The 23,233-nt window shown below is 34.6% G+C and carries 20 protein-coding genes; 2 read left to right on the plus strand and 18 right to left on the minus strand.

Translation table 11 applies throughout. The annotated features are described in order from the left end of the window. Window positions 1–151: 151 nt before the first annotated feature. The 5 genes from SLH52_RS17225 to SLH52_RS17245 all read right to left on the minus strand — a co-directional run bounded on the left by SLH52_RS17225 (window position 152) and on the right by SLH52_RS17245 (window position 6,819). Window positions 152–1,219 carry a saccharopine dehydrogenase NADP-binding domain-containing protein gene (locus SLH52_RS17225; protein ID WP_320210512.1) on the minus strand — a complete coding sequence of 356 codons (1,068 nt, stop codon included), beginning with the start codon at window positions 1,217–1,219 and terminating at the stop codon, window positions 152–154. A gap of 416 nt (window positions 1,220–1,635) precedes the next feature. Beyond that, a complete protein-coding gene (locus SLH52_RS17230; protein WP_320210513.1) occupies window positions 1,636–1,977 on the minus strand; it encodes a MarR family transcriptional regulator in 342 nt (113 codons plus the stop codon). Between the two features lie 710 nt (window positions 1,978–2,687). Next, window positions 2,688–3,908, minus strand: a complete 1,221-nt coding sequence (locus SLH52_RS17235) for an iron-containing alcohol dehydrogenase (RefSeq protein ID WP_320210514.1) — start codon at window positions 3,906–3,908, stop codon at window positions 2,688–2,690. 132 nt (window positions 3,909–4,040) lie between these two features. Next, window positions 4,041–5,573 carry an aldehyde dehydrogenase family protein gene (locus SLH52_RS17240; protein ID WP_320210515.1) on the minus strand — a complete coding sequence of 511 codons (1,533 nt, stop codon included), beginning with the start codon at window positions 5,571–5,573 and terminating at the stop codon, window positions 4,041–4,043. Window positions 5,574–5,925: 352 nt separating this feature from the next. Then, entirely contained in the window at window positions 5,926–6,819 is an 894-nt protein-coding gene (locus tag SLH52_RS17245) for a R2-like ligand-binding oxidase (protein WP_320210516.1), read from the minus strand. Window positions 6,820–6,988: 169 nt separating this feature from the next. Here SLH52_RS17245 and SLH52_RS17250 point away from each other — a divergent pair, with 169 nt between their 5' ends. Continuing rightward, window positions 6,989–7,675: a response regulator transcription factor gene (locus SLH52_RS17250; protein WP_320210517.1), complete on the plus strand. Its 687-nt coding sequence runs from the start codon at window positions 6,989–6,991 to the stop codon at window positions 7,673–7,675. Between the two features lie 305 nt (window positions 7,676–7,980). Here SLH52_RS17250 and SLH52_RS17255 read toward each other — a convergent pair whose 3' ends face one another. The 5 genes from SLH52_RS17255 to SLH52_RS17275 all read right to left on the minus strand — a co-directional run bounded on the left by SLH52_RS17255 (window position 7,981) and on the right by SLH52_RS17275 (window position 13,308). Further along, on the minus strand, window positions 7,981–8,886 hold the full coding sequence (locus tag SLH52_RS17255) for a M15 family metallopeptidase (RefSeq protein ID WP_320210518.1): 906 nt from the start codon (window positions 8,884–8,886) through the stop codon (window positions 7,981–7,983). Window positions 8,887–9,252: 366 nt separating this feature from the next. Next, window positions 9,253–9,954 carry a purine-nucleoside phosphorylase gene (deoD, locus tag SLH52_RS17260; protein ID WP_320210519.1) on the minus strand — a complete coding sequence of 234 codons (702 nt, stop codon included), beginning with the start codon at window positions 9,952–9,954 and terminating at the stop codon, window positions 9,253–9,255. A 136-nt stretch (window positions 9,955–10,090) separates the two neighbouring features. Next, window positions 10,091–11,008 carry an ArsA family ATPase gene (locus SLH52_RS17265; protein WP_320210520.1) on the minus strand — a complete coding sequence of 306 codons (918 nt, stop codon included), beginning with the start codon at window positions 11,006–11,008 and terminating at the stop codon, window positions 10,091–10,093. Between the two features lie 26 nt (window positions 11,009–11,034). Continuing rightward, a complete protein-coding gene (locus SLH52_RS17270) occupies window positions 11,035–11,301 on the minus strand; it encodes a cory-CC-star protein (RefSeq protein WP_320210521.1) in 267 nt (88 codons plus the stop codon). A 261-nt stretch (window positions 11,302–11,562) separates the two neighbouring features. Next, on the minus strand, window positions 11,563–13,308 hold the full coding sequence (locus tag SLH52_RS17275; protein WP_320210522.1) for a carbon starvation protein A: 1,746 nt from the start codon (window positions 13,306–13,308) through the stop codon (window positions 11,563–11,565). A 1,005-nt stretch (window positions 13,309–14,313) separates the two neighbouring features. On the opposite strand from SLH52_RS17275, the gene SLH52_RS17280 reads away from it, so the two are divergent. Further along, window positions 14,314–14,439: a hypothetical protein gene (locus tag SLH52_RS17280; protein WP_320210523.1), complete on the plus strand. Its 126-nt coding sequence runs from the start codon at window positions 14,314–14,316 to the stop codon at window positions 14,437–14,439. Window positions 14,440–14,577: 138 nt separating this feature from the next. Here the strand turns inward: SLH52_RS17280 and SLH52_RS17285 are convergent, their stop codons facing one another. From SLH52_RS17285 to parE, 8 genes are all read right to left on the minus strand, one after another. Next, window positions 14,578–15,591: a catalase family protein gene (locus SLH52_RS17285; protein WP_320210524.1), complete on the minus strand. Its 1,014-nt coding sequence runs from the start codon at window positions 15,589–15,591 to the stop codon at window positions 14,578–14,580. A 285-nt stretch (window positions 15,592–15,876) separates the two neighbouring features. After that, the gene (locus tag SLH52_RS17290; RefSeq protein ID WP_320210525.1) at window positions 15,877–16,011 is read right to left on the minus strand and encodes a hypothetical protein; all 135 of its coding nucleotides are present in this window, start codon (window positions 16,009–16,011) and stop codon (window positions 15,877–15,879) included. Between the two features lie 280 nt (window positions 16,012–16,291). Then, complete coding sequence (locus SLH52_RS17295) at window positions 16,292–16,672, minus strand: S-Ena type endospore appendage (protein WP_320210526.1); 381 nt, start codon at window positions 16,670–16,672, stop codon at window positions 16,292–16,294. A 63-nt stretch (window positions 16,673–16,735) separates the two neighbouring features. Further along, window positions 16,736–17,107 carry a hypothetical protein gene (locus SLH52_RS17300; protein ID WP_320210527.1) on the minus strand — a complete coding sequence of 124 codons (372 nt, stop codon included), beginning with the start codon at window positions 17,105–17,107 and terminating at the stop codon, window positions 16,736–16,738. A gap of 372 nt (window positions 17,108–17,479) precedes the next feature. Next, window positions 17,480–17,848, minus strand: a complete 369-nt coding sequence (locus SLH52_RS17305) for an S-Ena type endospore appendage (RefSeq protein ID WP_320210528.1) — start codon at window positions 17,846–17,848, stop codon at window positions 17,480–17,482. 24 nt (window positions 17,849–17,872) lie between these two features. Beyond that, window positions 17,873–18,247 (minus strand): S-Ena type endospore appendage, encoded by a 375-nt coding sequence (locus SLH52_RS17310; RefSeq protein WP_320210529.1) that lies wholly within the window; start codon window positions 18,245–18,247, stop codon window positions 17,873–17,875. A 162-nt stretch (window positions 18,248–18,409) separates the two neighbouring features. Next, window positions 18,410–20,836 carry a DNA topoisomerase IV subunit A gene (gene parC / locus SLH52_RS17315; protein WP_320210530.1) on the minus strand — a complete coding sequence of 809 codons (2,427 nt, stop codon included), beginning with the start codon at window positions 20,834–20,836 and terminating at the stop codon, window positions 18,410–18,412. Between the two features lie 2 nt (window positions 20,837–20,838). Then, window positions 20,839–22,803: a DNA topoisomerase IV subunit B gene (gene parE, locus SLH52_RS17320; RefSeq protein ID WP_320210531.1), complete on the minus strand. Its 1,965-nt coding sequence runs from the start codon at window positions 22,801–22,803 to the stop codon at window positions 20,839–20,841. Window positions 22,804–23,233: the final 430 nt, after the last annotated feature.

Below are 23,233 nucleotides of genomic sequence, written 5' to 3' on the forward strand. Positions count from 1 at the left end.
ATGCGAAAACAGCCATTAGAAATAAACTTATATTAATGAAGCAATATACCTGATCAATTTGCAAATAGATTTCGTATAATAGCCTCATTTTTCGCATATTATTTTACTTGCTATATAATTAATTTACTTTAAAATGTTAAAACAATTATACTCAGACATTCGTTATAATAACTTCTGGAGCTGGCAAATCGGTATAGATCGAATGTATATGATATAACTCTTCTATATGATAGACCCCCTTCTGATGTTGAACACTGTATAGGTTTTCTGCAACTTGGGCTGCTACTTTAGCAGTAATCAAAGATTCTTTCTTTCCTTCAATCCCACATTCAGCAACTACCTTTTTACCGTTATATTCCCCAAAAGTGTCCACTTTCACTGCATACGTATCTTTTCCGATCCTAATGTTAGTTAACAACCACACCATCAACTTTCGAATAGATTGATATTTTAATAGTTTAAATAGCCTAGCCCTTTTTAACAATGCAAACATGCTAGTAATGATACGTGAATCAAAGCACACACGAGTAACAACATTAGGAACTTTTAATGTGTCCGGTAGCGTATGTTGGTCTGAAAAATTGAAATAAAACCCCTTTCGCTTTCCAAGATTTTTACCAAATGAAGTTTCCTTTCCCCCACTAAAAGTTTCTATTTGAGTTTTATCACTACCCGTATTAATTTTATACGTGTTACTTAATTTATTTACTGTCCACTCAATGGCTGCTTTGCCATGATAATCTCCTAGTCCTAGCATAATATAAATATCAATCGCTTCAGTATAATCAAGGGAGTTTTTGGCAAAAGAGGCTAATAAATTGGTCAGTCCAGGTGCTAACCCCACACTCAAAACTGCGCATATATTTCTTTTTTCTGCTTCAGCATGTAATCTTTTAACACTGGATAAAAACATGTAGTTTGCAGAAATATCAACATAATGAATATTATGATCAAAGCAAGTACGAACAAAGTCTAAGTTCCTCTGATCTAAGCACATTACTACAAGTCTCACTTTCCTTAATAGCTCCAAGGGAACAGGCTTTGAAATATCTAATTCAAATGGTATTACCTTACCATTTGTTGTTTGACAAAACTCTTCTGCTTTCCTTAAATTTCTTCCAGCTGCAATAACTTTTCCAGGTAAGTTCCTCCCAAGAATCTCACAAACTATTTTTCCAACCTGTCCATACCCACCAATAACAAGAATTTTATCCTTCATCTCATTTTCACTTCCTTTAATTGTTTGTTGTTCATACAGCAACTACCATTAATATGGCACCTATAGAAATCATAAAGATTGTTATCAAACTACGAATTGTAATAGAATCGGTACGTTTCAAAAAAATCACATTTATGAAAATAGTTATAAAGAAACCATTATCAGTATTGTTATTTCTTATTATCCCTTTTTTAATGATCACGTTATTTTAAAGCAAACATTAAGCCTGATAAAAAAGCATAAAGTTCACCCATCAAATTCCTCCCCCATTCTTCTTATGCAATAATATTGAATGTTATTTTAGTTTAGATACTAAACATTATTGTTAAAAATATAGTTTAGATACTATACTATAATTAGTAAAAAACTACAATCAACAGAGAGCAGTATGCTGATTGCATCGCTTTTTCATTATTTTATCCTTTATCTTCTTTTAATAAATCAGTAAATATTCTTATACATCTTTCAAAAATTGCAATTTCTTTCTGGTCTAATTCTTCTCTAATTCTTTCGTAAAATTGCTCGTGAAGCTTCTCATGCTCTTGAAAAGCCACTTTCCCCCTCTCCGTTAATGAAATGAGTACGGCTCGAGAATCTTTATAGTGTGGAGAACGAAAAACCAGTTTCTTGCTTTCTAAACGACTAATAACTTGTGTTACGGCTCCTTTCGTTACCTCCAGTCGCCTAGCAAGTTCACTCATTAGAATCTCACCTTCAATTCCAATCGCATCAACGGCATGAATTTCACTCGGTGTCAAATTTATATCTCCACCAAAAGTTCGAGGATGTCGTTCGAGCCGTTGTAATTGAAAAATTAATCTTCCTATATTGTGACTACTATGCTTAGCTTGGTCTGTTGTGTTTTTCTTTTTACTATTCATGTTATTTAGTATAGTTACTAAACTAAATAAAAGCAAGTAATTTATTCACATTTTTTTACAAAGGATTGTTCGTAAACTTTGTTACTATAGATCATAAAGGTATTGTTTTCTGGAAGAAAAGATGAAATGTAATCTAGTTGTATACGTGTTTTATTTATCGTAATACAAACAACAATCGATTCGAAAACAGTCATAAAGATTATTAAGTGATGAATTAGTGAAATGAATCTACATATATAGAAAAACCTAATTGTAAAATCAAATATTAACTATGAACTTAATATTATATAATGAGTTTTTATATGGAACTTATTGAATCGTTACAAATACAAATTATTCATAATTATAAATCCGGGTGTTAAAATAAATTATCTTTCACTTGATTGTTGGAAAGCTAATAGTAATGTATGATCAAACAATTATTAGTGCTTTTAATATATTATCAAAAAAATACAATTATGAGGCTTTCATCAATTACGGTTTTATTATCCGCTAAAAGCAATTGAGGGCAACCTAGTTATATAGGTTCCCCTCATCTTTTATTAACTGCGCTTATTTTACATCTCAATAATTGTTAGTCATATACCTTACGTACTAGAGACATTTGTTCTTGCACCTATTACTTTCAAACCGATTTGCTCTATAATCTCAGGAGGTATGGAAAAAGTAAGTGCTGCTGGATCCATTGCAACAGCCATACCTGCTGCCTCTAAATAATCTTCTTCAATGCCGTAATCTGCAAAATCCGCAGGTAATCCAACTTTCATCTGTAAATCTCTAATTTTCTGTACTACCTCTTTAAGGAGAACTTGTCGATCCTTTCCAGATGTTTCTATTTGTAAGGCCTGAGCAAATTCAATAATTTTCGGTAAGTACAAGTCAGGTAATGATTCAATAACAATTGGAAGAAATACAGCATTAGCAAGTCCATGTGGAATTCTAAACAAAGCACCGTAGGCATGAGCTAAATTATGGACAGGTATCGCGTTTAAAGAATAGCTGAATGCGGTAATCCCCATCGTACTTGCTTGAAGCATTTCTAATCGAGCTTCTAAATCTTGACCATTTTCAACAACGGTTGGCAAATGTTTTTCTATTAAACGAATTGTGTGCAAGGCATTTGCATCAGTAAAAGAAGTGGCATTCGGCGATGCCAATGCTTCTATGGCATGAGTCAGTGCATCAAATCCTGTAAATGCTGTAATGAAAGCTGGAAGTCCTGTCGTCAAGTCTGGATCAAGAACCGCCATATCAGCATTGATAAATGGGTTAATCATCGTCGTTTTCAATCTAAGTTCTTCATTATATATGACAGCAATAGGTGAAACCTCTGAACCAGTTCCTGCTGTTGTAGGTACAGAAATATGTGGTATTGTCATATGAGTGGCTTCTGGCCAACTTTCAATTAAAAGCCCTCCTGGAATTGCAGTTTTTATATCGGTTAACCCCTTAAATAATGCATATTTCACACCTTTAACCGTATCTAAAACACTGCCCCCACCTACGGCAAGAAGTGCATCAGCATTTACTTCTCTTGCAAAACGTGTTGCCGCATTGACACATTCACTACCAGCATCTTGAACAATATCTAAATAAACACCAACTAATTCAGGTCCCGTTCCGTATGAAGTTAATGAAAACAATTCTGTTATTTTGTCGACAATCCCAGCTTGCTTCAGCCCTTTATCACTGAATAAAACAACTCTTTTTGCTTGCATGTTTTGAAATAAATCTGGAATCATAGCTCGTGTACCTGATCCACTATGAATAGCAGTTCTCTGCATATATTGGTTATATGATAATGTCATATACACACCTCATTTCATTAATTATGAAAACCCCTCTTTTTCGAGAGTGAATATGTTACAGTAAAAGGTAAATAAGTTGGGAGCCTCTATGACCAAATTGATAAGTGCTAGTCAAAAAAACTTGAATTTTCATTAAGTCTCGCGGAGGTTGGAAAATAACAATTGATTCCAACGTCGTTTATGGAGGTCAGGAACCATAGAAGTATGGACATGCTTTAACTGTGTATAGGCATCTAATGAGTGCTTCCCCATCTCCCTGCCAATACCACTCTGCTTATACCCACCAAATGGAGCATCATTTCTTAATAAATGCCAATCATTAATCCAAACCACTCCTGCTCGAAGTTTACGCACCACTTCGTATGCTTTATTTACGTCTCTCGTCCAAACTCCAGCAGCTAGACCGTAAATCGTATCATTCGCCATTTTAATAGCATCATCGAGGTCACCATAACGAATAATTGATAATACAGGACCAAATATTTCTTCTCTAGCAATTTTCATATCATTCGTGACATCAGCAAAAATAGTTGGCTCTATAAAATGGCCATTTTCACAGCCTTCAACTACCGCCTCTTTTCCTCCGCAGACTAACCTAGCTCCTTCTTGTTTTCCTGATTCTATATAAGAAAGAATCGTTTCCTTTTGTTGTGAAGATATAACAGGTCCCATATCAGTTTCAGGGTCAAGCGGATTTCCTAGCTTTAATGTACCTGCCAATTCTGCCAGTTTTTCAATTACCACTTCATAAAGACTATCAGGAACAAATAATCTAGTTCCAGACTCACATAGCTGTCCTGAATGTAGGAAAACCCCAAATAAGCTCCCCGGTAACGCAATATTTAAGTCAGCATCTTCAAGAAGTATATTTGGAGATTTTCCACCAAGCTCTAGCGTAGTATTCTTAACTGTACGTGAAGCAAGGCTCATTATGTGACGACCAACTTCCGTTGAGCCTGTAAATGCAATTTTATCAACTTTTGGATGTGTAGCAAGCGGCTCACCTACTTCATTCCCTGAGCCGGTAACGACGTTTATAACTCCTTTCGGTACAACCTCGGAAATTATTTCAGCCAATTTAAGAGTTGATAGTGGTGTATAACTAGCTGGCTTTATGACAATGGTATTTCCCATTGCTAATGCAGGTGCAATTTTCCAAGTAGCAATTAACATAGGCATATTCCAAGGAGTGATCGCTGCACAAACACCAATCGGTTCTCTCCATACAAAGTTATGTGCAGGACCAGGGAAAGGAGGTACAGGCAACGTTTCGGAGAATGGATATTCTAGAACAAACTTACCTAAAGTTTGGAATAAATCAGCCATTTGCATAATGTCACTAGAGGATAATCTTCTAACAGTTCCACCAGAGCTAATCGTTTCTAAGTAAATAAGCTCTTTCGAGTTTGCTACGATTTTATGTGCAATCGCATACAACAACTTCGAACGATCTTTCGGGTTCATGTCGCGCCACTCAGCTTGCTCAAATGCTGCGCTGGCTGCATTAACTGCTTTTTCCACATCATTCTTATTACCTTTTGCAACTTTTGCAACCACATCTCCTGTTGCAGGATTGTGTACATCAAAAGTTTCTCCGCTATTAGCTGGTACCCACTCCCCATTAATAAACAATGGGAAAGTACTTACATCAACTTTTATAGACATATTTGTCCCTCCTTTTAATTTTTAGGCTCTTTTCGCAAACTTTATTGCTAATGAGACTAATATAAGGACAGCAACAATTAAATTTATGGACCTCTTTGTAAAATGAGAGAAATAGAAGTCACGACCTCATGGATTATACGTATTTATTTCTTATAACGAAAAACAATAGGTAAAGCGAAAACAGCCATTTTTTAGCAAACCTCTATTTTGGATAACTTATTTGAAAAACTAAGGAGTGTAGTTAGGAATTTGCAAATGACATTTAAAGTGTCACAATCGCACATCACATACGTCTTTAGTGGGTCAATAACTATTCCAAAACAGCCTGAATTGATGAACAAAAGATATATTGTTATATCACACCGACATCCGCTTCATTCGTTTTATATATTTCTTCGATTTTTTTCCCTCTTGCTCTTGAGAGAATCTCCATTCTAATACTAAGTTGTTTCATCGTATATTCCATTGTTTCTTCAGTCGGATTTCCAAAAGAGCTCATTTCTCTTCCTGCTATTCCTTCTTGATTCAACTGTAATGCCAGTGGTGCTAACTCTTCCATTTTGTTACTTACTAAATCAAAAATATGTGGATGCTCAGAAATTAAGCGTTGCAGTAAATATGTTCCGTACCCTATATGTCTGGACTCATCCCTTTTCAACAGTCCAATTCCTTTCATTAATCCTGGCATAACCCCTGCTTTGTCAAGAGATATGTAAAAGGAATAGTACCCTGTCTCAGCCAAGACTCCTTCTACAAACATGTTATATACAGTGGCAGCCTCTGCAATTGCTTCAGGAGATTGATCGTAAACAATTCTTTCCATTGCATTTGGAAGAATCTCAAAAAAGATCTTCTTATAAGTAGGTGTATGGAAATGAGATAAATCACCTTTTTCTCCAATCATATTAAGTACATTTCGGAAAAACTCTGTGTGTTTAGCTTCCTCAAATAGAAAGGTAGTTAAAAACATTTCTTCCTCAATACGTCCTTCTTTTGCGATTGCCATGATCAGAGGTAGTAAATCTAAAGTAACTGCCTCTTCCCCTCCTTGAAATTGAGCAATAACACGTAGAATATCTTCTTGTTGAACTTCAGTAAGTGATTTCCAATCTTCTCGATCTTTTGAAAAGTCAATATCTTGGGGATTCCAAATTCCAAACCGTTTAGCCTTTTGATATAATCGGTATGGCAATAAATCTTCAATAATTCCCCTTTCACTAGTAGTAATCACATGTTTTCTTACCATTTTGCTCCTCCTTTGCAATATAAATTGATGAATTGCTTAAAAAATTGTACAATTAAGTTTAATAGATATCTAAATTTTCTGTTAAATCAATCTAGTAAACGCTTACATTTATCATAAGGGATTTAATTAACTGTTTCGATTCCTGAAAATATAGGGGTGAATAATGTAAATGTTTGAAGGAGAGGTAATTGATTTTATTCATCGTTTAGTAGACACGAAAAACATTAATAAGAGAATTGAATTAATGCTCAGAGGTAGTTTGATTTATTTTCCTTTTGAAAGAGCATCTATTTTTTCATATTCTCAACTGAGTTTTATCGGTGAAGGTGTAATGCGAGTAGATGCTGATGGTGTTTATCCTATAACCTATATTCGAGAAGATGTAAGAACAATACCTCCTATTCAAGCGGCAATTACAAGAAATAAAGCGCATTACTTATTTCTTGATCAACTTCGAAAATTCATACCTAACAGGTATATTGATCAATTTGAGCTTTCATCCTTATTAGTTATTCCATTAAGCTACTTACGAAATGTTTTTGGCTGTGTTCTTATTGACAGATATGTTGGTACAAAGCCAATAGACAATAGTCTCATAACGAATGTTATGGAATATTACCAATTAGCAGTGCACTCTGTTAACAAATCCGAATCGCTAACTGACATATTAAGCAGAAGAGAGGTTCAAACACTGCAATTTCTATCAAATGGGTATAGTACTAAGGAAATAGCAATTTTATTAAAAATAAGCGAATTTACAACGAGAGATTATATTAGCTCTGCAATAAAAAAACTTAACGTAAATCATCGTACAGAAGCTGTTGCTGTTGCATTACGCGAAAAAATTATTCATTAGTACTTGGCAGCTATTTAAATAGTTATAGTATACTCAAAAAATATAATAGAAAAAAAATCGACCTATTAGAGCTCTATATTATTATTTCTGCTAGACAGTTTTGAAAATCATTAAATCACTTTGTATCATGTAACTATATAAAATAGTAAAAAAGGTTACAAAATAACTTTGTATTATATCGATACTCCTATCTATAAAAACTAACTAAATAGGAGTATCGTAAAGTTATTATTTGAATCCACAATCCCAGGTAGTTTCGTTACCCTACTAATAGAGTTCTGTTATCCTAGCATTAGCTGTATTTCTTATTCATTCAAGATACTATCGAGAATAATATTATTATCATATAACACTTTAGCAACATCCTTCCCCACATAACGGATATGCCAAGGCTCGTATTGATAGCCCGTGATATCTACTTTGTCTTTTGGATATCTAACAATAAAGCCAAATAAATGAGCGTTATTTTCAACCCATTGACCTTCGATTGTATCAGCAAAATCAGTTGTTAATAAAAAGTTTACACTTTGACTACTTATATCCATTGTTAGCCCTGTTTGATGTTCGCTATGACCTGGGACAGCAACAGCCTGTGATGCTTTTTCTTTTCCATACTTAGCCACCTCAGCGGTAAATAGTTCATTTTGTCTTTCAAATGAACGATAGCCAGAAACAGCATATAAAGTAATATTTTCTTGAGATGCTTGCTTAAACATTTCTTCTAAGGCAAGAGCAGCTTCCGATCGTAAGTAGCTTTTTTCTAGTACTTGGTCTCCAAATGAGAATGTTACATTCGGTACCACCAAGTCATCAGGAATATAATCGCTAGGTAAGCTTTGTCCCTTATTGACGATGGATAATATATTTTCTGGATTCATAATCACTTTAAGCCCATTTTGCTCTTCTATGACATTGTTAAATTGTTCTAAGGAAACCAGGTCCTCGCTATTATTGGACGATTGTTTGTCTTGGTCTTCGCCTTGTTGGGCTTCATCATCTGTTGCCGTTTCAATTTCTTCTTCATCTGTTAGATTTCCTTGCAGACTTTCGTTTTCTTGGTCAGAGACGTTTTCTTCTACGGTCTCCGTTCCTTCTGTAGCTATTACTTCTTCATCTTGCAAATTTACACTTCCATTTGAACAACCTGAAATTAACAGTATTCCAATGAATGTCGAAGTAATAAATAATCTTGATAGTGTAAAAAATTTCATGTTGGTTGTCCCCTTTTTCATAATAACTTATATAATAAGACCTCTGATTTTATATTTTACCAAAATATAATCAATTATAGGAAAGTTTTTTCCTATCTATTTAACAACTTTTTAGCAAAATAAATCGCTTTTAGTACCTTGCATAAGAATGTACTTTACTCTATATTAGCTCAAAATGATTTTTTGCACATTATTATTAACTAGACAATAATAAACAAGCCCTTGCTTTGCAAGGACTTGTAAAAGCCTAATATTGTTTGCAGGGCTCTAGCCCTAACTCCCATGTATCGGTTGGAGTAAATTGTTTTCCATATATTCCTAATATGGAAGTTTATCGTTTACTAGGTATATTTAACTTCAAAATACTTACTTAATTGCTGCATCAAGTGCAACTTCAATCATATCGTTAAAAGTAGTTTGGCGTTCTTCAGAAGTTGTTTCTTCTCCTGTTAGTATATGGTCACTTACCGTTAAGACTGATAGTGCTTTGCGACCGAATTTAGCAGCTAACGTATATAGAGCAGTTGTTTCCATTTCAATTGCTAAAATTCCATACTGAGCCCATTTTTCAAATTCTGCATTATCGTTATAGAATTGATCAGCTGTAAAGACATTACCTGCTTTTAAATTCAAACCTTTTTCAACACCTATATCGTATGCATTCTTCAATAGTTCAAAGTCTGCAGTAGGTGCATAATCAATCCCACCAAATCTAATTTTATTCATACTTGAGTCTGTAGATGAAGTCATCGCTAAAATAACATCGCGAACTTTAACATCTTTTTGGATGGCTCCACATGTTCCTACACGTATTAATGTTTGAACATTGTAGCTTTGCATTAACTCGTTTATATATATAGCAATCGAAGGTACCCCCATACCTGTACCTTGAACTGATATTTTTTCTCCCTTATATGTCCCTGTAAAACCAAGCATACCTCGTACTTCGTTATAACAAATAGTGTCTTCTAAAAATGTTTCTGCTATATACTTAGCACGTAATGGATCTCCTGGTAGTAATATTTTGTCAGCGATTTCATTTTCTTTTGCTCCAATATGTACGCTCATCGTAATTCCTCCTATTGTTGTTTACTAGTTCAAGTACAATATAACATAGTTACATGTAGAAAAAAAAGAACATTTTGCGAAAATTTGTTTGGATGTCTGACGTCGGATGTCTAATCGGAGTTATGACATTCATGTTTCAAATTTGTTCAGCAAAATTACTAAGCATTCTGAACGAGTGTATATCCTCATTAAATAAAGGTATTAACATTACTTTCTGTGATTTAAATTGATCCTTAATTTGATCTAAATAAACTCTTTCTTGTTGTTTTCGTTGTTGAAAAAAAGTGTCAGACATATCGTCAGGTAACACTTTATTAACAATAATTGTCTCAACTTGAAAGTGATTATCTTGAAGTAACGTTACAGCTTTTTTAGTTTCGATAATTGGAAGTCGTTCTGCATTTAACACGAACAAATATCCTGTAACATTATTGTTTAATAAGATATCTCTAACTTCTTTAAATCTATTTTTTCTCATTTTTAAAATTTTATATATTGGATCTTCAATTTCCTCACCGTCATTAAGTAATTGAGAGTAATTTCTGTTTATTTTCTTACGACGACTTACCATTCCGTTCATCCACACAGTCATTAATTCTGGTAACGATAATAACCTAAGTGTGTGTCCTGTAGGAGCTGTATCAATAATTAAATGATCGAACTTATCTTTTTTTTCAATGATAATTGAAACCAATCTGTCAAATAATGCTGCTTCATCCGCTCCAGGGGAGCATTTAGCTAAATCGATTTGACGATTCACCTCCTCAAGCATGTGGGGTTTAACAGTTTCCCTTATATTGTCCTTAACTGTCTGAATGTATCGATCAGCTTCTTGCTGTGGATCAATTTCAAGCGCAAATAAGTTTGAATACACTTCTCTTTGTGTATGTCCTACTTGTTGATGAAAAATATCACCAATATTATGTGCTGGATCTGTGGAAATAATTAATGTTCTTTTGTTATTTTTAGCAAGTTTCAACGCAATGGCAGCAGCTGTTGTCGATTTCCCTACCCCACCTTTGCCTCCTACAAAAAGAATCTTTTTGATATCCATTAGTAACCTCCGTTTATTATATATTCTTAACAACAGCGAATGCCATCTAGTGGTGAGTGCTCCATGCCCATGCGCAAGTGCCATTCGTGGAAATTTTCTATCAAATAAGGGTATAATTCTAGCGTGTAATAAATAATTGGATTTGGTACACCCAGTAACTCTGAACTACAAAGTAATATAAATAAATCATCTTCGTCCCTGAGCTCCCTTGCTATTTCTATGCGGTGAGGTAATTTAAGCATTTCATCATAATTCTTAATGAGTATTTTCAACATATTCCATGCCTTGTCCATTATTTCACCATCCTTATACAAAATGAACCCGTACCTTTTTAGAATCAATCTTCTTATATATAAAAAAGGTGACTTGCCTTAAAAGGATAGCCACCTATGCGAGTTTTAGATTACCAGGCTGTTTTAAATTATTTTATCGTTATAAATACTACCAAATCAGCTTTTCAAAGAATGAAAAGGCGTTACAACTATTACGTTATAAGCGTGTATATAACTTTATCATCACCCAACAATTAAGATGAAAACAGCAGACTTTGGTAGTTACATCGGAGTATTAATATTATTAGTGTTGTCTTTTTTCGTTAATGAAGAGAAGGCAATCAACAATATCCAAAAAGCGAATACTAATATAACTCCACCTAGTATGAATAGAAGTAAATTTGCATCTGTTTCACCATATCCAGACCACTGAAAAACGACTTGTTGTATCATCGCCCAAAGCGTCATAATAATAATGAACAACATCGGAGCTAGTGTAACAATATAATTTCTCCCTTGTTTTTTGAGCCAAATTGAAATAAGTAACAAGCTTATACCTGCCAATAATTGATTCGACGTACCAAACAATGGCCAAAGCAAGTACCCACCTGACCCAAAACCATTCGGACCTTTAGGTAACAATATTAGAGCTGCACTTGTAATTACAGCAACCGATGTTGCAACATGCGTCTTTGTTAATGGATTTATCTTGTACTCATATCCTAATTCTGAAATAATATATCTCATTAATCGGACTGAAGTATCTAATGAAGTTGCCGCAAAGCTTACGACGATAACCGTTACTATCGTTTTAGCAATTTCCTCTGGAATAAATAACCCAGTTGCTAGCTGAGCTGCCCCGCCAATAAACGCACTTAAACCTCCGCTACTAGCATTATCAAAACTACTATAAGCAGTTAAAAATTCTCCAGGTGTAGCAAAAAATGTCACGACTGCAATGATGGCAATCAACGCTAGCGATCCTTCACCTATTGCCCCCAAATAACCAACAAAACGAGCATCTGTTTCTTTATCTAGCTGTTTAGAGGTTGTACCTGACGAAACCAATCCGTGAAACCCTGAGATAGCACCACATGCAATTGTGATGAATAACAGAGGAAACCAAGATTTATCTGTAGCAGCTGTATTTGTCATAGGCGCCGTTATTTCGGGCCTTAATAATAATAGTCCACCATATAAAATAAATAACCCTACGATAAGTTGATGTGAGTTAATATAGTCTCGTGGCTGTAATAGCTTCCAAACTGGTAAGATAGAAGCGATATATAAATATACCATTAAAATGATGATCCAAACAAAAAATGCCATTGAAACACCATCTAGTCCAAATAAAACATTATTATTTGCACCACCAAAATATCTCACTAAATCTATTTGAAGAATTTGATACTTACTAGTTAAAACCGCAGTTGCGTACATTATCAAAAGCGCAATAATTGAAGGTACAAGCATCCCTTTTTTCTTTCTATAAACTGCATACCCTATCCAAATGGCGAGAGGAATTTCAATAAATACAGGGATAACACTGGCTGGAAATGTAATAAATAAATTTGAAATAACCCAAGCAAAAACTGCATTTACCATAAGCACTAAAATTAAGATAATAAATAGAAATAATATCTTAGCTTGCTTCCCGATTAGTTTATTCGTTAAAGTACCGACAGATTGTCCTTTGTGACGAACAGATAAAACGAGTGTACCAAAATCATGTACCCCTGCAGCAAAGACAGTTCCCAATACAACCCATAGCAATGCAGGTAACCATCCCCAATAAACAGCTATAGCTGGCCCAACAATTGGTGCAGCACCCGCTACCGAAGTAAAATGATGGCCCCATAATATTGATTTTTTTGTTGGCACAAAATCAACACCGTCTTCATACTTATGTGCTGGAGTTACATAGCTAGAGTCAAGACGATAAATTTTCTCCGCTATAAATTTCGAATAATATCGATAACCGAGTGCAAAGACTACCATGCCGAATATCGCTAACCAAATACTATTCAACCTCATTCCCCCTTACTAAAGTAAATTTGTGCAACAGTGATAAAACAACTATATTTCTTGTCCATTTTGAACCTTATTAATAGTAATACTATTCATGTTTCTAATTCGATATTATATTTTTCTAAAAGAAAAGCTCTTTTCGTAAACTTTGTTGTTGTTTCATTTATATTTGAGTAGCTAATATGTTAACAGCTTTTTTTAGTCTATCGAGATGAAAAGATGCTACGAAGTGAAGTTGTGTTTTGTTTAGGTCTCTTATTACGAAAAGGAACAAATAGTACAAAGACAGTTTATAAAAGCTCTTTTCGTAAACTTTGTTGTTGTTTCATTTATATTTGAGTAGCTAATATGTTAACTGCTTTTTTTAGTCTATCGAGATGAAAAGATGCTACGAAGTGAAGTTATGTTTTGTTTAGGTCTCTTATTACGAAAAGGAACAAATAGTACAAAGACAGTTTATAAAAGCTCTTTTCGTAAACTTTGTTGTTATTTTTATTAAGATTGGACTGTAATACGGAGGTTTATGAATGGGATATAGTTTTTTATAAAGTAGCAAACACTAGGCTGATACGTGCTTATATTTTAGTACGAAAAGGAACAAACAGCACTTCATTTGGTATTATTTTCTAAACCTAAAACAATTAGTAACCGTATATAAGAACACGTTGTTATTATTAGAAAAGGCACATCGAATTCGAGCTTTAGAAAAGGAGAGTTTCTAATACGCAAAACATCGATCAAGCTGAACATATTAAAGAAAACGAATAGAATTCTTGAAAAAAGGAATAGTATAAACGGTGAAGTTGGTTAGGGAAAGTTCTAGAAGCTGTAATGAAGAAAATACATTATAGGGGGTAAGCATGATATGACTAATAAAAAAATAAAGCAGGCCGTAGACTATGCCAATGAAACGAATCCAACATCGCGGTCTAATAAAACGAAACCAAATTCTTCGAAAAGTGATAAAAATAAGCTTTAGTAATAATCATAAAGGAGAGATGATGGATGGGTAAAAAGAATAGAAATCGTATTAATGCACCTAAAAAAAACAACCATCTACCACCAGAAGCAACAAGAGCTGAGCAAGAAGCTCACGAAGAAGAATTTTCAGCTAAAAAACGAAAAAATTAAGTTTTGTTATCCTTTAAAAATCTAGCAATAAAAGAAGCCGAAGAAAAACTCCTACTAAAATAAGAGTTATTACTTCGGCTGTACATCGTAATTTGACCCTTGTTCTAAAGAGAACCTTCATTTAATAAAACTAGCTAGCTAATTATGCGGTTCAACCATTTTTCTGCTATCTCTTTCATGCCTATATGTTGATAAATTACGATATATTTCTACTCTAGCACGGTTAATACCCCCGATGGGTTGATGTTCAATAAGAGCATGTCCAGGTGAAAATGTAAAATCCTCTGCTAACTCATCTATTTGCTTCGTTCTAAAAATTTGTGGTGGGATTTTTATAGTTGCAACTTTTATAAATGGAGAATCCTCTTCTTTCCACTCTACTCCAGCATCTTCAACAGGCATAAGTTGTTGGTCTTTTTGAAATTGAATGAAAAAATCAAAACTAGCCTCCTCTTTAGCTAAATGTTTTTCTATATTATCAGTTAAATAACGGTCAGTTAAAGGTTCTGGTAACGTACTTTTATATGTAGATGTTGGGATGATTGAATACTTCACTACTTTATTATCACCGAACATATAAGGAGTTGTACTCCAATAGCGGATATCTAAAGGAGATGAATGATTTTTTTTACCATTATTTAATTCCTTAATAATATCTCCTTTCCCAGACAACGTCATCTTCAACAATAAAACGAGTGGATTCCACTTTAAACTATAATAAACAGCGTCATGAAATAATTTTACTGTGCCTAATGGCATAGTTGGATGGCTCATTAATACAAAATCTTGGGTTTCATTTTCGTCCTTCTCATATTTTTCTCCCTTAACTCCTATTAGTTTTACCGCAAACCCTCTGAAGTCTTTTTTAGTATCCGACTGTATTTTACCATTTGCATTTGAGATACGAATCCACGCATCATATTTGTTTGGTTTTTCAAAAATACCTACTTTTAGTTCATCAGGAAGATTTGGCTCAATTATAAACTGAGCCTGTAATAATGCGAGGTGTTTTGGGTGCGCATCTCTTTTCGTATTTCCTTCAGTATATTCCTTCTCCATTTTTTTTCTTAGTAATGATTCCATACTTTCAATTAAAGATGGTTCATCATTTGGTATTGATTCAAATTTAGTTACTTGATTTGCATTATCCATAGAAATATCTCCCTTTTTTGTTATTACCACTATGATTAGCAAAAACAACATAAATATTCATAACAAAACTGTCGTCGATAATGGAATTATGTATTCGAAGAGCTTTTAACTAATTAAAAATAACCTCACTCCATATAGAGCAGGTTATTTATTGTACAAGTTGTAGAATTAAAAACGACTGGCAACTTGCTTATAAATAAGAATGGTTGTGACATTCATCTAAATGACCAGAAAGCTTACTATTATTTGCTCGTGGAATTTGTAAGTTATACACAATTTGTATGACTATTTATCTCCATTTTCAGTTGGCTGCTTTTGTATATTAATAACAATTTCTTTAATGTGATGACTCCCACACAATGAACAATTGTTACTTTTATAACTTAAAATAGCACAACAATGAGTACAATATTTGTTCATATCCTCTACTCCTTTTACAAGTGTTGTACTATTCTATGCAACGCTAATACAAAATGATGCTAAATATAATAATTTCTTATTTTTATGGCTGCTTTTGCAATGATTCGTTCTAAGATATAAACAGTTATACCTCTAGCGTTCATGGCATCTTTTCTATTTTTTCAATTATTGTGATCTCATAAAACTTATCAAACGGCTATTTTTATGAAAAATAATAACAAAGCTTACGAAAAAAGCCTATTTAAACAAGAGATTGTTTCATTTAAATTTTCTCATAAGCTTAACTATCATGAATATCATAAAATAGTTTTATGTCTATCTTACCAGGTGTTGCTACTGGATCTGCCCCTGAAGAATTATCGGTTATAGCAGCTATCACTAATCCACATCCCTGTATGACACCAGTCGTGCATGAGCATGGTAGAACAGTGGTAGTTTCATTACCATTAACGAATATTGTTATCTCATCAGTATCTGACACATTTTCAATTTTAAAACAAGCTGTTACGAATGCACATCCAGCTGTTTCAAAGAGTATTGTTGGGTTATCTTCATCAATACTAGCTACATTAAATTTACAACAAAATTTGTCAGTAGCTTTTATTTTGTCGCATCCAGACCCTTTACGATCACAACAAGGATCTTGAAAAATTTGAACCATTTGAATCGCTCCTTTTATTTTTATCGATTTTGCATAAGCATATATATCGATGTAGCTTCTACTTTAATGAATATCGTAGAATAATTTTATATCAAACTTCCCTGTTGCTCTTCTAGCTGGACCTCCGCCACCAGGAATTTCAGCAGTTATGCGACTATCCCCTTGATCTACTTTTGTTACACAAGAGCACGGTGCAACATCAAATTCTTGACGTAGTGAACCTGAAGCGGAATATACTCTAATTCTAATTATGTGCTCATCTGAAGTGTTTTCAATTTTGTAGCATGCTGTCACAGTCGGACATCCCCTCGTAAAGAACAAATCGTGTTCCATCGGACTAACGTTAATCTTACAACAAAATTCATCTGTTGCTAACGTTTTATCGCATCCCGAACCTTTGCGATCACAGCACTCATCGACAAATATTCTTGCCATTGTCAATCTCTCCTCTACTCGATATTGTTAAACCTTTCTTTATTCATATAATTCAAGAGGAAGACTTTTTGTCTACAACAAAGACCTAGATTTCATAAAAATAGTTAAAAATATGTATCTTAAAAATAAAAAACAACAGCCAAATTCGTATATTAAGCTGTAAAAAAATCATCTCAGCTTGAATAAACGTTGGATGCTGTTCCCATTTTTTTCTTATTTAGTCTCTTTTCATAAACTTTGTTGCTATAGTTCCAAAAATTGAAGATATAAACATCGTTTTACTCAACAGTCATCGTTTGTTTAAAGGAAAAATGCCACGAAACGCAGTTGTATACGTGTTTATTTATTAGTACGAAAAACACATTACAGTCTTTAGTCGTGTATATCGTAAAATAGTTTTATGTCTATTTTCCCGCAACCTATACTTGTTGAATATTTGTCAAGTATTGCAGATACTTCCTTCAAACCATTAACTACTCCTGTAATACAAGAGCAAGGTAAAACAGTGATCGTATGTGATTCGTCACCATCTATCATAATAATAATACTCTCTTGATCAGATTGGTTTTCAATTTTAAAACAAGCCGTAACACTTGCACACCCTAGTGTTTTATATAAAATAGTTGGTTCACTTTTTTCTTCTTTGTCTACGGTAAATTGACAACAAAAACGATCTGTTGTTATCGTTTTATCACATCCCGAGCCTTTATCACAGCTTGGGTTGACATGTACTTCACCCATACTTCATCCTCCTCTTTGTTATTATTAGCAGCTATGAATATCGTAAAAAAGTTTTATATCAATTTTGCCAGTTGCACCTCCTGAATCGTTCATTGCGTAAGCGCTAATTCCTTTTAACCCTTCAACTACATGTGTAACACAAGAACATGGAGGGACTTCAAATGTATGTGCATGGTTCGTTGAACCCTTTTTGCGAATAGTGACGCATAGTGCATTTTCATCAGACGTATTTTCAATTTTAAAACAGCTCGTTACCTCAACACAGCCTTTTGTAATGTATAAGCTTGTGTCTGTATGGTTTGGTACAGCGAATTGACAGCAAAAATGATCTGTCGCAATGTTTTTATCACACCCTGAACCTTTATTGTCAATGCACGGATCTACGAATATATTTGTCATATAAACCTCTCCTGTATGTTTTTATAATGATATCACTACTCATATAATTCAAATGCCTATTTGTCCTGTATGTGTATTCGCCTAGTTAAATAAAAAAAATTAATATTTACCGAAGCAAAATAAAAAAACCAGTGTAAAAAACTGGTTTTTGTTTAAAATTAATTATTCCTTGTTATTTTCCTTCCATATCTCACTCACTTGACCTGCATCTTGTACATCTATAATAAATGAACCATTGCTATATCGATCGGTTGGTCTAAGGGTGATAGGATCAACAGAATGAATCACATCATTTTCAGTTTGGAAAAATACTCCGTCATTTTGAGTAACAAAAACAACACCAACTAAACGATGAGGGTTATTTTTTAGTTCACGTAACATAACTACACCACGTTTTGCACGAGATGTTTTTTCAAACCCTGTCAATTTCATTCTTTTAATTGCACCGCGATGTGTTATCGCTACTAGATCAGGCTGCTGTTCCTGTTGAGCTATGATTCCACTTACGACATAATCGCCATCTTTTAAATTGATTCCCTTCACTCCTGCCGCACGCGCTCCAACAACATTTACTTCATTTTCATGAAACCATAAGCCATATCCAAAGTAGGTTGCTAGAAAAATATCATTAGTCCCATCTGTCATTTCAACATCAATGACTTCATCATTATCTTTTAAATTAATTGCTACTAATGCTCGAGAATATCGTGTTGCTTTATATTGGTCCAAAATGGTTCTCTTCACCATACCGTTTTTTGTGACAAATAATAAAAATTGACTGGCCTTGAACTCTTTAATAGGTATTGCTTTTATAATCTGTTCATCTCGATCAATGTTTACGATATTTGCAATATGTTGTCCAAGGTCTTTCCAGCGTATATCAGGCAATTCATGGACTGGACAATACAAATAATTACCTTTGTTGGTGAAAATTAACAAAACATCAGTTGTATTAATTTCATACTTTCCTAACAGCCTGTCTGATTCTTTCATAGCAAAATCTTGTCCATTTGAAGCAGAATATGAACGAAGACTCGTTCTTTTCACATAGCCGTCCTTCGTAACAGTGACAATTACATCCTCAGGTGCAACCATCACTTCTAAATTGATCTTTAAATCCTCTATTTCAGCTTCAATAATCGAACGACGGTTATCGGCATATTTTTTTCGAAGCTTCCTTAAATCTTTTTTTATGACAGTAAATAACCTTTTTTCACTAGTTAAAATTGCTGTTAGTTCAGCTATTTTTTCTAATAATTCTGCTGCTTCTTGTTCAAGTTGAGTAATGTCTGTATTTGTTAGGCGGTATAGCTGTAATGTAACAATTGCTTCCGCTTGCGGCTCAGTAAATTGAAACGAGCTAATGAGATTTATTTTGGCATCTTTTTTATCTTTTGATGAACGAATGGTTGAGATTACTTCATCTAATATCGATAATGCCTTCATGAGCCCTTCCACCACATGATGTCTATCTTTTGCTTTATTTAATTCATATTGCGACCTGTTTTTTACCACTTCTGCTTGGTGTCTAATGTACGCGTCTAGCATTTCTGCTAAGCCCATTAGCTTCGGACGTTTTTGATGGATAGCTACCATATTAAAGCTATACGGAATTTGCAAGTCCGTATTCTTTAATAAATAATTTAACACACCTTGTGCATCTGCATCCTTCTTTAATTCTATAACGATTCGTAATCCCGTTCGGTCGGTTTCATCACGAACCTCTGAAATCCCTTCGACTTTACGATCTAGGCGTAAATCATCTATTTTCTTTACTAAGTTGGCTTTATTTACTTCATATGGGATTTCAGTTACGACAATTTGTTGCCTACCACCCCTAATGGATTCAATCGACGTTTTACCCCGAATGATCATTTTACCTTTACCAGTTTGATAGGCTTTTTTAATCCCTTCTACTCCTTGGATAATGCCCCCAGTTGGTAGGTCAGGACCTTTTATAACTGTCATTAAGTCATCAATTGTACAGTTTGGACGGTCAATTCGCATAATTACACCATCTATTACTTCACCTAAATGATGTGGAGGAATTTCGGTCGCATACCCTGCAGAAATCCCTGTGGAACCGTTCACTAATAGGTTCGGAAACATTGCAGGTAACACAACTGGCTCTTTACTCGTTTCGTCAAAATTCGGTATGAACTCTACTGTATTTTTATCAATATCTCTTAACAGCTCTGAAGCAATTGATGAAAGCCTTGCCTCTGTGTAACGCATAGCAGCTGGCGGGTCACCATCAATACTTCCATTATTCCCGTGCATTTCAACCAACAAATTACGCAGCTTCCAATCTTGCGTCATTCGCACCATAGCATCATAGACTGATGTATCACCATGTGGATGGTAATTACCAATCACGTTACCTACAGTTTTTGCTGATTTACGAAAGGCTTTGTCAGCTGTATTTCCTTCAACATACATAGAATACAATATACGTCTTTGTACTGGCTTCAGCCCATCCCTAGCATCAGGTAACGCACGTTCCTGAATAATGTACTTACTATATCTACCAAAGCGGTCGCCGAGAACATCTGCTAGTGGTAATTCTCGAATTGTTTCTATTTGTGACATTCTTAATCCTCCTCCACGACCGACAAGTTATCATTGTCTAAAATATTCGTTTCTTCCTCTAAACCAAAAGCTACGTTACTTTCAATCCATTTACGTCTTGGTTCAACTTTATCACCCATTAAAGTTGTAACTCGTCTCTCTGCTCTTGCAGCATCATTAATCCTTACACGAATGAGCGTTCTCGTTTCAGGGTTCATAGTTGTTTCCCAAAGCTGATCAGCGTTCATTTCACCAAGCCCTTTGTAGCGCTGAATTGTATACCCTTTACCTATCTTATCTATAGCTAATTTCAGCTCGTCCTCAGACCAAGCATATTCTAACACTTCTTTTTTTCCAGTTCCTTTACTAACTTTATATAATGGTGGCAGAGCGATAAATATTTTACCTGCATCAACGAGTGGTTTCATGTATCTATAAAAAAATGTAAGTAAAAGCACTTGAATATGGGCTCCATCTGTGTCGGCATCAGTCATGATGATTACTTTATCATAATTAATATCCTCCACAGAAAACTCAGAGCCAACTCCTCCACCTACAGCATGTATAATTGTATTAATTTCTTCATTTTTAAATATATCTGCAAGCTTAGCTTTTTCTGTATTAATAACCTTTCCACGTAAAGGCAACACAGCTTGAAATCGACGATCTCTCCCTTGCTTAGCAGATCCACCAGCAGAATCACCTTCAACTAAATAAAGCTCATTTTTATTTGGATTTCGCGATTGAGCTGGTGTAAGCTTACCACTTAAGGTACCCTCAGATTTCTTTCGTTTCTTGCCGTTCCTCGCTTCTTCTCGAGCTTTTCTAGCAGCTTCTCGAGCTTGATATGCTTTAACAGCTTTTTTCACTAATAACGAACTAACATCAGGATTTTCCTCAAAGAAATAAGCCAAATTCTCTGTTATAACAGCATCAACTGCTGAGCGTGCATCACTTGTCCCTAACTTCCCTTTCGTTTGCCCTTCAAATTGAAGTAACTCCTCTGGAATTCTGACAGACACGATGGCTGCAAGCCCTTCACGAATATCTGATCCCTCAAGATTTTTATCTTTTTCCTTTAACAACCCTACCTTGCGGGCATATTCATTAAAAGCACGCGTCATTGCTGTTTTGGCACCCGATTCATGGGTTCCTCCATCCTTCGTTCTTACATTATTCACGAATGAAAGGATGTTTTCTGAAAATCCATCATTAAATTGGAAGGAATATTCAACTGCAATGTCGTTTTGTTCCCCTTCAAATGCTATCACTGGGTGTAGTGTATCCTTCTCCTCGTTTAAATATTGAACGAAGGCCTCTATGCCATTCTCATAGTGAAATATTTCGTGCTCATTATGCCGCTCATCTATGAGCTCAATCTTTAGACCCTTTAACAGAAATGCTGACTCACGCAATCTCTCACACAATGTATTAAAGTTATATGTAATTGTACTAAATATGCTTGGGTCTGGCTTAAAGTGAGTTGTTGTACCCGTTTGATTCGTTCGCCCTTTATTTTCAAGTGCAGAAACTACACTTCCTCCGTGTTCAAACTTCTGTTCGTATACGTTTCCATCACGACGGATCGTTACAGTTAACCACTCAGAAAGGGCATTAACGACAGATGCACCTACACCATGTAACCCTCCACTCGTTTTATAACCACCTTGTCCAAACTTTCCACCTGCATGTAAAACAGTATGTATAACTTCAGGAGTGGGTTTTCCTGATTTATGCATGCCAACTGGCATGCCTCTGCCTTTATCAACTACACTAATACTTTGATTTTTATGTATCGTAACTTTTATGTGGTTTCCATAGCCAGCTAAAGCTTCATCTACGGAATTATCAACAATTTCATATACTAAATGATGTAGCCCTCGCGTGTCCGTACTTCCTATGTACATACCTGGACGTTTTCTTACAGCTTCCAGTCCTTCTAACACCTGGATGGCTTCATCATTATATTCAAAACTTTGCTTTGACAAAAAACTACCTCCTCAATACAAAAAACATACACAACAACTTTTTAATCTTGTTATAGTACAAAATAAATGCATAAACGCCTCGATTATCCCTGACAAGCATTCGAGTTATTTCACCCGAAAGGATGTTTTGTAATGACCTCGAGGGGATAGGCACTAAAGGTGGATTAACATATAGCTCCTATATAATTTGTTTAGTTTCTTTTTACCCATAAAAAGAACGGGTGTTCTAATTATACACCTTTTAGAAAAGGATTAAAACTACTACTCCTATTTTATATAATATATGGTAATGCCCTCTTATCACAAGGACAAAAATTTTTTCTTCTTTTAAAATCCTCTCATTTTTACAAATTTGATTTTTCTAGCCTATGAATGATAAATAATTTAAGTAAGGCTCTTTTCGTAAACTGTGTGCTTTTGTTACATAAAT

The organism is Cytobacillus sp. IB215665, from assembly GCF_033963835.1.
Lineage (GTDB): Bacteria > Bacillota > Bacilli > Bacillales > SM2101 > Nanhaiella.